Origin of the sequence: Streptomyces achromogenes (assembly GCF_030816715.1) — a bacterium.
GTDB lineage: Bacteria > Actinomycetota > Actinomycetes > Streptomycetales > Streptomycetaceae > Streptomyces > Streptomyces achromogenes_A.
On record NZ_JAUSYH010000001.1, the window covers coordinates 7,972,383 to 7,987,541 of the forward strand.

The 15,159-nt window shown below is 72.7% G+C and carries 1 protein-coding gene; it reads left to right on the plus strand.

Annotated features, from left to right (window positions below; translation table 11 throughout):
• The first annotated feature begins 34 nt into the window (after positions 1-34).
• On the plus strand, positions 35-15,049 hold the full coding sequence (locus QF032_RS35465) for a type I polyketide synthase (protein WP_307059289.1): 15,015 nt from the start codon (positions 35-37) through the stop codon (positions 15,047-15,049).
• The last annotated feature ends 110 nt before the right edge of the window (positions 15,050-15,159 follow it).

Here is a 15,159-nt window from a genome sequence, read left to right on the forward strand (position 1 = left end):
ACACGACTTCCCGATTCTCGAAGGGCTGACCGGCATGGCCAACACGCACAACACCGAGGACAAGCTGCGGGACTACCTCAAGCGCGTCACCACGGACCTGCGACAGACCCGTCACAGGCTCACCGACCTGGAGACGCGGGCGCACGAGCCCATAGCCATCGTGGCCACCGCCTGTCACATGCCCGGTGGAGTGCGCAGCCCGCAGGACCTGTGGCGGATCGTCGCCGACGGCGTCGACACCGTTTCGGACCTGCCGACCGACCGCGGCTGGGACATCGAGGCGCTGTACGACCCCGACCCGGAGCGCATCGGCACCAGCTACGTCCGCCAGGGCGCCTTCCTGCACGACGCGGCCGAGTTCGACGCCGGGTTCTTCGAGATCTCGCCGCGTGAGGCGACGGCGATGGACCCGCAGCAGCGACTGCTCCTGGAAACCACCTGGGAGGCGTTCGAACGGGCCGGCATCGACCCCACGACCCTGCGGGGCAGTTCCACCGGTGTGTTCGTCGGCGCCAGCAACCAGGCCTACGCGCCCGACGGCACCCGTGCGCCCGAGGGCATCGAAGGGCACCTGCTGACCGGCGGATCCGCCGCCGTGCTGTCGGGGCGCATCTCCTACAGCTTCGGGTTCGAGGGACCGGCCGTCAGCCTCGACACCATGTGCTCCTCCTCGCTGGTCGCCCTCCATCTCGCGGTCCGGGCGCTGCGCTCGGGCGAGTGCTCGATGGCGGTCGCGGGCGGTGTCACCGTCATGGCCAGCATGCGCAACTTCATCGAGTTCAGCCGTCAGCGCGGCCTGGCCGCCGACGGCCGCTGCAAGCCCTTCGCGGCCGGCGCCGACGGCACGGGCTGGGGCGAAGGCGTCGGCGTGCTGCTGCTGGAGCGGTTGTCGGACGCGCGTCGGCTGGGGCATCAGGTGCTGGCGGTGGTGCGGGGTTCGGCGATCAACCAGGACGGTGCGTCCAACGGGTTGACGGCTCCGAACGGTCCGTCGCAGCAGCGGGTGATCCGTGCGGCGTTGGCGGACGCGGGTCTGTCTGCGGCGGACGTGGACGTGGTGGAGGCGCACGGCACGGGGACGAAGCTGGGGGACCCGATCGAGGCACAGGCGCTGCAGGCCACCTACGGCCAGGAGCGCGACGGCGACCGCCCGCTGCTGATCGGTTCCCTGAAGTCCAACGTCGGCCACACCCAGGCCGCTTCCGGTGTCGTGGGCATCATCAAGATGGTCGAGTCGCTCCGGCACGGCGTCGCTCCCAAGTCGCTCCACGGAGAGGAGCTCACCCCGCACGTCGACTGGTCCTCCGGCACGCTGCGTCTGCTCACCGAGGCGGTCGACTGGCCGGACACCGGACGGCCGCGCCGCGCGGGCGTCTCCTCCTTCGGAGGCAGCGGCACGAACGCGCACGTCGTCCTCGAGCAGGCGCCGGCCGCCGAACCGGCGGAAGCCGCCGAGACGACGAATGCCGAGGCGACGGGCACTGAGGCGACGGGCGCCGAGGCGACGGGCGCCGAGGCGACGGGTGCCAACGCGACGGGTGCCAACGCGACGGGTGCCAAGGCGGCGGACAGGGCGGCGGACAAGGCGGAGAAGACCGGTGTCGTCCTGCCCTGGATGCTGTCGGCCCGGTCGGAGGCCGCGCTGAAGGAGCAGGCACAGCGGCTGCTCGACCGCGTCGAGTCCGGCGGCCTCTCCGCCGTGGACGTCTCCCACACGCTCGCCACCGGTCGCGCCGCGCTGGAGGAGCGCGCCGTCGTCGTCGGCACGGACCACGAGGGCCTGGTCGACGGCCTGCGCGCCCTGGCCCGGGGTGAACGACCCACGAGCGCGGCCCGCGGCCTCACCGAGAGCCCCGGCTCCCCCCTCGACCCGGTGTTCGTGTTTCCGGGTCAGGGTGCGCAGTGGGTGGGGATGGCGGTGGAGTTGTTGGATGTGTCGCCGGTGTTCGCTGCGCGGTTTGGTGAGTGTGGGGTGGCGTTGGAGGGGTTGGTGGAGTGGTCGTTGGTGGATGTGGTGCGGGGGGTGGGGGGTGCGCCTGGGTTGGATCGGGTGGATGTGGTGCAGCCGGTGTTGTGGGCGGTGATGGTGTCGTTGGCTGCGTTGTGGGAGTCGTTCGGTGTGCGGCCGGCTGCGGTGGTGGGTCATTCGCAGGGGGAGATTGCTGCTGCGGTGGTGGCGGGTGCGTTGAGTGTGGTGGATGGTGCGCGGGTGGTGGTGTTGCGGTCGCGGGCGATTGTGGCGTTGGCGGGTGGTGGGGGGATGGTGTCGGTGGCTCTTCCTGCTGAGGATGTGGGTGAGTTGGTGGGGCGTTGGGGTGGTCGGGTGTCGGTGGCGGCGGTGAATGGTCCGTCGTCGACGGTGGTGTCGGGTGATGTGGGGGCGTTGGAGGAGTTGGTGGGGTTTGCTGAGGGGTCGGGGGTGAGGGTGCGGCGTATTGATGTGGATTATGCGTCGCATTCGGCTCATGTGGAGGTGCTTGAGGCGGAGTTGGCGGGGTCGTTGGGTTCGGTTGTGGCGTTGGTGCCGTCGGTGCCGTTTTTGTCGACGGTGTCGGGTGAGTGGGTTGAGGGTGCGGTGTTGGATGGGGGGTATTGGTTCCGGAATTTGCGGCAGACGGTGTTGTTGGAGCCGGTGGTGCGGCGTTTGGTGGGGGAGGGGTTTGGGGCGTTTTTGGAGATGAGTCCGCATCCGGTGTTGACGGTGCCGATCGGTGAGACGGTCGAGGCTGTGGGTTCGGATGCGGTGGTGGTGGGTTCGTTGCGTCGGGGTGAGGGTGGTCTGGAGCGGTTCTACCTTTCTTTGGGTGAGGCGTGGGCGGGGGGTGTGGCGGTTGACTGGGGGCCGGTGTTTGCGGGGTTGTCGCCGTGTCGGGTGGAGTTGCCGACGTATGCGTTCCAGCGCAGCCGTTACTGGCTGGATCTGCCGAAGGTGCGGGCCGGGGTGGATCCGGTGCAGGAGGAGTTCTGGCGGACCGTCGAGGAGGGTGACCTCGAAGGGCTCGCGGGCACGCTCGGGCTGGACGAGACCGGTGGTCTCGGTGATCTCCTGCCGGCGTTGTCGGCCTGGCACCGGGGACGGCAGGGCCGGGCGAAGCTGGACGGCTGGCGCTATCGGGTGGCCTGGCGGCCGTATCAGCTCGACGAAGGGGCCGCGCTCGAGGGGACCTGGCTGCTCGTCGTCCCCGAAGAGCATGTCCGGTCGCCGCTGGCCGCCGCCGTCGCCGACGCCCTGGGCGAGGCGGGCGCGACCGCCGTCACCTTCGCGATGGCCGCCGACGAGTTGGACCGCGCACTCGTCGCCGCGCGCCTCACGGCCGCCGTAGCCGGGCCCGACACCGGGACCGACCGCCTCGCCGGAACGGACTCCGTGCGCGGCGTCGTGTCCCTGCTGGCCCTCGACGAGCGCCTCGCCCCGGACCACTCGGGTGCGACCGTCGGCATGATGTCCTCGCTGGTCCTGGTCCAGGGCATGCTGGACGCCGGCATCGAGGCCAGGACGTGGCTCCTGACCAGCGAGGCCGTCAGCACCGGTGACGGGGACGACGTCAGCCATCCGATACAGGGCGCGCTCTGGGGATTCGGCCGCGTCGTCGCCCTGGAGCAGCCGCGGCGCTGGGGCGGACTCGTCGACCTTCCCTCCGCACCCGACCCCGATACCGCGCGCGCTCTGGTCGCCGTCCTCGCCGCAGGAGGCGACGAGGACCAGATCGCCCTGCGCGGGGCGAGCGCCCACATCCGACGGCTCGTCCGCACCCCCCTGTCCGGCCGCAGCGCATCGCGGTCCTGGAGCACCAGCGGCGCCGCGCTGATCACCGGAGGAACCGGCGGCCTCGGCGCCCACACGGCTCGACTGCTCGCCCGCAAGGGCGCCGAGCATCTGGTGCTGACCAGCCGCCACGGGGACCAGGCGCCGGGCGCGGAAGCGCTGCGGCAGGAACTGACCGCTCTGGGCTGCCGGGTGACCATCGCCGCGTGCGACGTCGCCGACCGGGAAGCGCTGCACCGTCTCGTCGAGCAGGTGGAGTCCGACGGCCCCGCGATCCGCACCGTCGTGCACACCGCGGGCGTCGGCATGCTCGCCTCCCTCGCCGACACCGACCTCGACTTCTTCGCCGAGGGAGCCCGCGCCAAGCTGCTCGGCGCCGTCAACCTCGACGAACTCTTCGACCACGACCGGCTGGACGCCTTCGTCCTGTACTCCTCCGTCGCCGGCACCTGGGGCAGCGGCGACCACGGCGCCTACTCGGCCTCGAACGCGTACGTCGACGCACTCGCCGACCATCGCAGAGCGCGCGGGCTGACCGGCATGTCCCTCGCCTGGGGCATCTGGAGCCCGGAGGGCGGAGGCATGGCCGTCAACGTCGTTCGGGAGCAACTGCGCTGGCGGGGCATCCCGTTCATGGACGCCGAACTCGCCGTCGCGGGCCTCGAGCAGGCACTCGACCACGACGAGACCTTCCTCGCCGTCGCCGACATCGACTGGGAGCGATTCGTCCCCGTCTTCACCGCCGCGCACTCCCGACCCCTGCTGCATGAGGTCCCCGAGGTGGCCGCCGCGATGCGGGCCGACGAGGCCGTCCTCGACCGCGCCTCGGAACGCGGCGGTGACCTGTGCGCGGAACTCGCCGGCCAGAGCTCCGCGGAACGCGACCGGACCCTGACCGAAGTGGTCCGCACCCAGGTCGCCGCCGTCCTCGGCTACGCGGACGGCAACGACGTCGCCGCCACACGTGCGTTCCGCGAACTCGGATTCGACTCCCTCACCGCGGTCGAACTCCGCAACCGCCTCAACGAGGCGACCGGCCTCACGCTGCCCGCCGCGATCGTCTTCGACCACCCCAACGTCCGCGACCTCGCGCGCCATCTGCGCGGACAGCTCGTCGACGACACCGCCGAGGAGCGGCCCACCGCACTCCCGGCCCTTCCGGCGGCCCGCCCGGCCCGTGAGGACGAACCGATCGCCATCGTCTCCATGGGCTGCCGCTTCCCCGGCGGAGCACACTCACCGGACGACTTCTGGCAGCTCGTCCTCGACGAGACCGACGCCATCTCGTCCCTGCCCGTCGACCGCGGCTGGGACGTGGAGAACCTGTACGACCCCGACCCGGACCGAGCGGGCACCACCTACGCCCGCGACGGCGGATTCCTGCACGACGCGGCCGAGTTCGACGCGGCCTTCTTCGGGATCTCGCCGCGTGAGGCGACCGCGATGGACCCGCAGCAGCGACTGCTGCTGGAGACCGCCTGGGAGACCCTGGAGCGGGCCGGCATCGCCCCCGACAGCCTGCGCGGCAGCGACACCGGAGTCTTCGTCGGCGTGTCCCACCAGGGCTACGGAGCGAGCGGGGGCGTGCCGGAGGGACTCGAAGGCCACCTCATCACCGGCACCGTCACCAGCATCGCCTCCGGCCGTATCTCCTACACACTCGGCCTCGAAGGGCCGGCCGTGACGATGGACACCGGATGCTCCTCCGCGCTCGTGGCCATGCACCAGGCCATGCGCTCTCTTCGTTCGGGCGAGTGCTCCCTCGCACTGACCGGCGGCGCCGCCGTCATGGGCGAGCCCATCGGCCTGGTCGGCTTCAGCCGTCAGCGTGGCCTGGCCGTCGACGGCCGCTGCAAGGCGTTCGGCGCCGAAGCCGACGGCATGGGCATGGCCGAGGGTGTGGGTGTGCTGTTGCTGGAGCGGTTGTCGGACGCGCGTCGGCTGGGGCATCAGGTGCTGGCGGTGGTGCGGGGTTCGGCGATCAACCAGGACGGTGCGTCGAACGGGTTGACGGCTCCGAACGGTCTCGCGCAGCAGAGGGTGATCCGTGCGGCGTTGGCGGACGCGGGTCTGTCGGCGGCGGATGTGGACGTGGTGGAGGCGCATGGTACGGGGACGAGGCTGGGTGACCCGATCGAGGCGCAGGCCCTGCTGGCGACCTACGGCCAGGAGCGTGACGGCGACCGCCCGTTGTGGCTCGGGTCCGTGAAGTCCAACATCGGCCACACCCAGGCCGCTTCGGGCATGGCCGGGATCATCAAGATGGTGCAGGCCATACGGCACGCCACCCTGCCGAAGTCCCTGCACGCCGAGGAGATCTCCCCGATCGTCGACTGGTCGGCAGGACAGGTCGAGGTCCTCGCGCACACCCGCCCCTGGGAAAGCGACGGCCGGCCTCGCCGGGCCGGCGTCTCCTCCTTCGGCGTCAGCGGCACCAACGCCCACATCATCCTCGAGGAGCCCGAGTCGCCGCTCGCCGCGGAGGAGCCGGCACCGCTCGTCGCCGACCCGCCCCGCACCGTCGTGCCGTGGCTGCTGTCCGCACGCTCGGACAACGCGCTGCGCGCCCAGGCCGAGCAGCTGCTGACCCATCTGGAGAGCGTGGACGGCGATCCCGTCGACATCGCGCACTCCCTCCTGACCGGCCGTGCCGCGCTGGAGCAGCGTGCGGCCGTCGTCGGCGCCGACCGCGACAGCCTCGTCGCCTCACTGCGCGCTCTGGCCGCCGGAACGTCCGGCACCGCCGTCGCGCGGGGCGCCACCCGGCGTATCGGCGACACCGTTGACCCGGTGTTCGTGTTTCCGGGGCAGGGTGCGCAGTGGGTGGGGATGGCGGTGGAGTTGTTGGATGTGTCGCCGGTGTTCGCTGCGCGGTTTGGTGAGTGTGGGGTGGCGTTGGAGGGGTTGGTGGAGTGGTCGTTGGTGGATGTGGTGCGGGGGGTGGGGGGTGCGCCTGGGTTGGATCGGGTGGATGTGGTGCAGCCGGTGTTGTGGGCGGTGATGGTGTCGTTGGCTGCGTTGTGGGAGTCGTTCGGTGTGCGGCCGGCTGCGGTGGTGGGTCATTCGCAGGGGGAGATTGCTGCTGCGGTGGTGGCGGGTGCGTTGTCGTTGGTGGATGGTGCGCGGGTGGTGGTGTTGCGGTCGCGGGCGATTGTGGCGTTGGCGGGTGGTGGGGGGATGGTGTCGGTGGCTCTTCCTGCTGAGGATGTGGGTGAGTTGGTGGGGCGTTGGGGTGGTCGGGTGTCGGTGGCGGCGGTGAATGGTCCGTCGTCGACGGTGGTGTCGGGTGATGTGGGGGCGTTGGAGGAGTTGGTGGAGTTTGCTGAGGGGTCGGGGGTGAGGGTGCGGCGTATTGATGTGGATTATGCGTCGCATTCGGCTCATGTGGAGGCGTTGGAGGAGGAGTTGGCGGGGTCGTTGGGTTCGGTTGTGGCGTTGGTGCCGTCGGTGCCGTTTTTGTCGACGGTGTCGGGTGAGTGGGTTGAGGGTGCGGTGTTGGATGGGGGGTATTGGTTCCGGAATTTGCGGCAGACGGTGTTGTTGGAGCCGGTGGTGCGGCGTTTGGTGGGGGAGGGGTTTGGGGCGTTTTTGGAGATGAGTCCGCATCCGGTGTTGACGGTGCCGATCGGTGAGACGGTCGAGGCTGTGGGTTCGGATGCGGTGGTGGTGGGTTCGTTGCGTCGGGGTGAGGGTGGTCTGGGGCGGTTCTATCTGTCGTTGGGTGAGGCGTGGGCGGGGGGTGTCGGGGTTGATTGGGGGCCGGTGTTTGCGGGGTTGTCGCCGTGTCGGGTGGAGTTGCCGACGTATGCGTTCCAGCGCAGCCGTTACTGGCTGGAGCCGACCGCCCCGCAGACCGCTGCCGACACCGGGACGTCCGGCGGGGTGAACCTTCCCGACGACGGGTTCTGGGCCAGCGTGGACAACCACGATCTCGATTCCCTGGCCGACAGCCTCGGACTCGATGACGTGCGCTCACTCGCCGAGGTGGTGCCCGCCCTGTCGTCCTGGCGGCGAGACCGGCTCAACCACTCCACTCTCGACGGCTGGCGATACCGGGTCGCCTGGCGGCCCCGCACCGAACAGCCCGCACGCACCCACGAGCTGGTGAACACGTGGCTGCTCGTCGTACCGGCCGGATACGAGGACGACCCCCTCGTCAGGGATGTGCGCGCCGCGATCGGCGACAGGCCGGCCGGGGCCCGCGTCCTCGTCGTGGGAGGCCCGGACGCCGAACGTGACCGCATGGCCGACCTCCTGCGCGCCCTGGCCGACGGCGTCGAGGTCGGTGGCGTGCTGTCGCTGCTCGCGCTGGACGAGTCCCCCTGGTCGGCCGAGGGCGTGCTGCCCACCGGCCTGGTCCTGACCACGACTCTGCTTCAGGTGCTCGGGGACGTCCGCCTGGACGCCCCGGTGTGGTGTGCCACGCGCGGCGCTGTCTCCGTGCGCCGCAGCGACCGGCTGACCAGCCCTCTGCAGGCGATGACCTGGGGTCTCGGCCGCATCGCCGCCCTGGAGTACCCGCAGCGCTGGGGCGGGCTCGTCGACCTGCCCGGCACGCTCGACGACCGTGCGGCGCGCCGGCTGATCGGCGCGTTGTCCGGGACGCTCGAAGAGGACCACCTCGCGGTGCGCGCTTCCGGACTCTTCGCCCGGCGGCTGGTGCGCGCCGGTGACGGGCCGCGGCCGGAGGGCAGTTGGCAGCCGTCCGGCACCGTCCTGGTGACAGGCGGCACGGGCGGGCTCGGCCGGCACGTCGCCCGCTGGCTCGCACGCGGTGGCGCCGAACACCTCGTGCTCGCCTCCCGGCGCGGCCCCGACGCGCCGGGCGCCGGCGAACTCGTGGCCGAGCTCGCCGAGTCGGGCACCCCGGCAACCGTCGTCGCCTGCGACGTCGCCGACGCCGACGCGGTGCGGCGCCTCGTCGACGACCTGCCCGGCGGCGGCACCCTCACGGCAGTGGTGCACACCGCCGGCATCATCGACGACGGCCTCATCGACGCGCTCACCCCGCAGCGCGCCCATGACGTCCTGCGACCCAAGGCCGACGCGGCGCTCGCCCTCGACGCCGCCACCCGCCATCTCGACCTCGACGCGTTCGTGCTGTTCTCGTCGATGGCAGGCACCCTCGGTGGTCCCGGACAGGGCAGCTACGCCGCGGCCAACGCCTTCCTCGACGCCCTGGCCGCCGGCCGCAGGGCGGAGGGACTGCCCGCCACCTCCATCGGTTGGGGAACCTGGGCGGGCGGCGGCATGGTCGGGGAGGAGGTCGCCGAGCGGCTGCGCCGCGACGGCGTACCCCCGATGGACCCCGAACTCGCCATCGCCTCCCTGCAGAAGGCGCTGGAGCAGGACGAGGAGTTCCTGATCGTCGCCGACGTCGACTGGAAGCTGATCACCGCCCGCGCGTTCGCCGCGCTGCGCGAGCTCCCCGAGGCCCGGGCGCCGCTCTCCACGGAGAGCGGCGAGAAGAAGGCCGACTCCGTCGACGGACCGCCGCTCGTCCAGCGCCTCGCGGGGCTGGCCCCGGCGGAGCGCCGTGCCGCGCTGGTCACCGAGGTCCGCGCCCAGGCCTCCGCCGTTCTCGGCCACGCCGATCCCGGCGCGGTCCCCGACGGGCGTGCCTTCCGGGACGTCGGCTTCGACTCGCTCACCGCCGTCGAACTGCGCAACCGGTTCGCGGAGGCCACCGGGCTGCGTCTGCCGGTCACGCTCGCCTTCGACCACCCCTCCGCAGGAGACCTCGCCGCCTACCTGGACGGAGAACTGTTCGGTACGGGGGCGGCCGCCGAGCCGCTGCCCGAACTGCCGACGGCGGCCGTCGACGACGACCCGGTCGTCATCGTCGGCATGAGCTGCCGCTTCCCCGGCGGTGTCGTCTCACCCGAGGATCTGTGGCAACTGGTCGCCGACGGCACCGACGCCATCACACCGTTCCCCGCCGACCGCGGCTGGGACGTCGAGAACCTCTACGATCCCGACCCCGACCGCATCGGCCACTCGTACGCCCGGCACGGCGGCTTCCTGCACGACGCCGACCGCTTCGACCCCGCGTTCTTCGGGATCGCCCCCCGCGAGGCCGTGGCCATCGACCCGCAGCACCGGCTGCTGCTGGAGACGTCCTGGGAGGCGTTCGAACGCGCCGGGATCGATCCGGACCGCATCCGCGGCGCCCGCGCGGGCGTCTTCGTCGGATCCAACTACAACGACTACGGCAGCCGTGCCCGCAAGGCCCCCGAGGAGCTGGAGGGCTACCTGGCCACCGGCAGCGCCGGCAGCGTCGCCTCGGGACGCATCGCCTACACCTTCGGTCTGGAAGGACCGGCCGTCACCGTCGACACCGCCTGCTCGTCCTCCCTGGTCGCCCTGCACCTGGCGGTGCAGGCCCTGCGGTCCGGGGAGTGCGAACTCGCCCTGGCCGGCGGTGTCACCGTGATCTCCACCCCGGACACCTTCGTCGAGTTCAGCAGGCAGCGTGCGCTGTCGCCGGACGGCCGCTGCAAGCCGTTCGCCGCCGAGGCCGACGGCGCGGGCTGGGCCGAGGGCGTCGGCCTGCTCCTGCTGGAGCGCCTGTCGGACGCCCGCCGCAACGGCCACCCCGTGCTCGCCACCGTCGCCGGCACCGCCGTCAACCAGGACGGCGCCTCCAACGGACTCACCGCACCCAGCGGACCCGCCCAGCAGAGGGTCATCCGACAGGCGCTGGCCTCCGCCGGCCTCTCCCCGCTGGACGTCGACGCCGTCGAGGCGCACGGCACCGGAACCACCCTCGGCGACCCCATCGAGGCGCAGGCGCTGCTGGCCGTCTACGGTCAGGACCGGCCTGCGGAGCGGCCGCTGTGGCTCGGGGCGCTGAAGTCCAACATCGGCCACACACAGGCCGCTTCCGGCGTCGCCGGCATCATCAAGATGGTGATGGCGATGCGTCACCGCGTCCTGCCGCGCACCCTGCACGCCGAGCGGCCGTCCCCGCACATCGACTGGTCGTCCGGCGCCGTGCGCCTGCTGCGGGAGGCGCGCGACTGGGCCCCCGGTGACACCCCGCGTCGCGCGGGTGTCTCCTCGTTCGGCGTCTCCGGCACCAACGCACACGTGATCATCCAAGAACCCGAGACATCCGCCCCGGTGGAGGCCCGTCCGGCCGACGGCTCCTGCCGCACCCTGCCGTGGCTGCTGTCGGCCCGTGGCGACGCCGCCCTGCGCGCCCAGGCCCGCCGTCTCCTCGCCCACATCGCCGCCCGCCCGGACAGCGCTCCGGCCGACCTGGCGCTCTCCCTGGCCACCACACGCGCCCACCACGACGTCCGCGCGGCCGTCACCACCGGCGACACCGCCGCACTCACCGACGCGCTCACCTCTCTCGCCGAGGGCCGGGAGCACCCGCTGCTCGCCACCGGCCGGGCCCGCGGGGGCAAGGTGGCCTTCCTCTTCTCCGGACAGGGCAGTCAGCAGGCTGCCACCGGACGGGTCCTGTACGAGCGGTACGAGACCTTCGCCGACGCCCTCGACGAGGCCTGCGCCCACCTCGACGCCGAACTCGAACTGCCCCTGCGCGACGTCCTGTTCGCCGAACCGGGCAGTCCCGAGGCGGCGTTCCTGGACCGCACCGCCTACACCCAGGCCGGACTCTTCGCCGTCCAGGTCGCCCTGTACCGCCTGCTGGAGAGCCTGGGCGTACGGCCCGACGCGGTGCTCGGACACTCGGTCGGCGAGATCGCCGCAGCCCACATCGCGGGGGTACTCACCCTGGAGGACGCGTGCCGGCTCGTCGCCGTGCGCGGAAAACTCATGGGGAACCTGCCGACGGACGGCGTCATGATCTCCGTACAGGCCGGTGAGCAGGAGGTGACACCGCTGCTCGCCGCCCACGAGGGCCGGGTGTCCGTCGCGGCGGTCAACAGCCCGCTCGCCACCGTCCTGTCCGGCGACGAGGAAGCCGTCACCGCGGTGGCGGCCGAACTGGCCGACCGGGGCCGCAAGACACACCGTCTGCAGGTCGGTCACGCATTCCACTCCCACCACATGAACGACATGCTCGACGCGTTCGCCGCACACACGGCGCTCCTCGACCACTCCGCCCCCGCCCTGCCGGTGGTCTCCACGGTCACCGGACGCCCCGTCACCGCCGACGAGCCGATGGACGGCACCTACTGGGTCTGCCAGGTGCGCGAGGCCGTCCGCTTCCGCGAGGGCATGCGCACACTGGAGGAACAGGGCGTCACCACCTACGTCGAGATCGGCCCGGGCGGCGTGCTGACCGCGCTCGCCGGAGACTGCCTCGACGGCGTCGCCACCCTCGTGCCGACGCTGCGGCGCGACGCCGAAGAAGACGCCTCGCTGACCACCGCCCTCGCCCGGCTGCACACCCACGGCCACCGCGTGGACTGGGACAGCTGGTTCACCCCCTCCGGAGCCGTCCGCACCGACCTGCCCACCTACCCCTTCCAGCGGCGCCGGTACTGGCTCGAGGCGACCGGCTCCGACAGCACCCGCACGGACCTGGACCCCGTACGCCACCAGCTGCTCACCGCCGCCGTCGCCCTCGCCGACAGCTCCGGCGTCGTGCTGACGGGAACCGTCTCTGTCAACGACCGGCCCTGGCTCGCCGACCACGCCCTGGACGGCCGCATCCTCTTCCCCGGCACCGCGTTCCTCGACCTCGCCATGGAGGCGTGCGCGCACGTCGGGGCCCCCCGGATCGGCGACCTCACCCTCCAGACGCCGCTCGTGCTCCCGGAGAACGGCACCGTCCAGCTCCAGGTGTCCGTCTCGGCACCCGACGGCAACGGCGACCGCGCCCTCTCGGTGCACTCCCGACCCGCCCCCGGCGCCTCCTGGACGCGGCACGCCGACGGCACCCTCACCGACACGCCGTCGGCCGTCGCTCCCGCACCTCTGCCGGCCGCCTGGCCGCCGGCGACCGCCACCCCGGTGGACGTCAGCGGCCTGTACGACCGCATCGCCGCCGCCGGCTTCGCCTACGGCCCCGCCTTCCGCGGGCTGCGCGCGGCCTGGCGCGACGGCGACGACGTGTACGCCGAGATCGCCCCGGAGGAGGGCGAACACCTGCAGGGCGCCGACCGGTTCCGCGTCCACCCCGCCCTGCTGGACGCCGCCCTGCACACGGTGGCCCTGACCCCCGCCGCGGGCACCGGCAGCGTCCTGCCGTTCACCTTCTCCGACGTCGTCCCGCACTCCGCCGGCGCCACCGCGCTGCGCGTGCGACTCACCCCCGTCGGCGAGCACACCTACCGGGTGGGCCTCCTCGACGGCGAGGGACGCCGGGTCGCCGACATCGACGGGCTCACCCTGCGCCCCGTGGACACCAGCGCCCTGCCGTCCGCTCCGGGGCGCGGCGCACTGCACCGGATCCGCTGGACGCCCGCCGCCATCGACACGGCGCCCGTCGCCACGCCGCATCTCGTCGGCAGCGTGCTGCCGCCCGACACACCGGCGTTCGGCGCCGCCGTACGGCACCCGGACCCCGCCGCGCTGTACGCCGCCACCGGCGCAGCCGTGCCCGCGACGGTCCTGGCGGCGATACCCGACACCCGGTCCGACGCGGACGCCGACGTCACCGCCGCCACGCGACGTGCCACCACCCACGCGCTGAGCCTGCTCACCGGCTGGCTGGCGCAGGACGGCCTGGCCGCCTCCCGGCTGGTGGTGCTGACCCGGCACGCCGTCACCACCGGATCCGGGGACGCGCCCCGTACCGATCCGGCCCAGGCGGCCGTCTGGGGCCTGGTCCGTGCGGCGCGCGCCGAGAACCCGGGCCGCTTCGCCCTGATCGACCACGACGGCAGTGCCGCCTCCCTGGCACGGCTGCCGGCCGTGCTGGCCTCGGACGAGAGCGAGATCGCCCTGCGCGAGGGCACCGCGCTCACACCCCGGCTCACCCAGGCGGCGCCGCCCGCCGAGACGGCGGACGGCGCATTCGCCGACGGCACCGTCCTGGTCACCGGGGCCGGCGGCATCCTGGGACGGGAGATCGCCCGCCACCTGGTCTCCGCCCACGGCGTGCGCTCCCTGGTGCTGGCCGGACGGCGCGGCCCGGCGGCCGAGGGCATGACCGAACTCCACGAGGAGCTCAGCGGCCACGGGGCCCACGTCACCGTCGCGGCCTGCGACGTCGCCGATCGCGACGCCCTGACCGCCCTGCTCGGTGACATCCCCGCCGACCGGCCGCTCCGCGCCGTCGTCCACACCGCGGGCGTCCTCGACGACGGCATCGTGCAGTCGCTCACTCCCGAGCGCGTCGACACGGTGCTGCGGGCCAAGGCCGACGCGACCGTCCTGCTGGAGGAACTCACCCGCGACACCGGTGCCGCGCTCGTTCTGTTCTCCTCGATCGCCGGAACCCTCGGCGGCGTGGGTCAGGGCAACTATTCGGCCGCCAACGCCTTCCTCGACGCCTTCGCTGCCCGCCGCGCCGCCGGCGGACGCCGCGTCCAGTCCCTCGCCTGGGGTCTGTGGGCCGAACGCAGCGGCATGACCGGCAAGCTCGGCGAAGCGGACATGCGCCGCATCGCCCGCAGCGGACTGCGGCCCATGGAGACCACCCACGCGCTCGCCCTGCTCGACGCGGCGCTGCGCTCCCGGGATCCGTACCACGCGCCCGTCGACCTCGACCCGGCCGGGCTACGCGCCTTTGACGGTTCGGTCCCGGACCTGGTGCGCGACCTCGTCCCGGCTCGCCCCCGGCACCGGGCCGCACCGGCCACCGCCGCGTCGGCGGCGCCCGCGGAGGGCGAGCTGCGCACCCGCCTCGCCGGGCTCGCCCCGGATGCCCGGCACGCCGTCGTCCTGGACGCCGTACTCGCTCAGGCGGCCCTGGTCATCGGGCACGAGGGCCCCGACTCCATCGACCCGGAAGGAGGGTTCCTGGACAGCGGGTTCAACTCGTTGACCGCCGTCGAACTGCGCAACCGCATCGGCGCCCTCGCAGGAGCACGACTGCCCGCGACCCTCATGTTCGACTACCCGACGCCGGAACGGCTCGCCGCGCACCTCCTGGAACGCCTCACCCACGAGGCGCAGCCGGCCACCTCCCCGGTCCTCGACCGTCTCGACGCCCTGGAAGCCCAGTTCACCGCGTCGGTCCTGGACAGCGCCGTCCAGGAGCGGCTGCGCAGCAGGCTCAGCGGACTGCTGGCCCGGCTCGACGACGACGCGGCCGCCGGGACCGCCGTCGGTCCCGTGCCGTCGGCGCCGGGGCAGGCCGCCGACGAGGTCTCCGACGACGAACTGCGCGCCTTCCTCGAGGGCGACCTCGACGAGGTCTGAACCCGGCCTCGTTCCGGCCCGGACACGGCGTCCGGGCCGGAACGGCCACCACCCCCTACCCACCACCTCTCACTCATCACCTCCCACCCATCACCTCTCACCCGTCACCT

Coding starts and splice junctions, on each gene's coding strand:
- QF032_RS35465 (WP_307059289.1), top strand. CDS start 35: ATGGCCAACACGCACAACACCGAGGACAAGCTGCGGGACTACCTCAAG.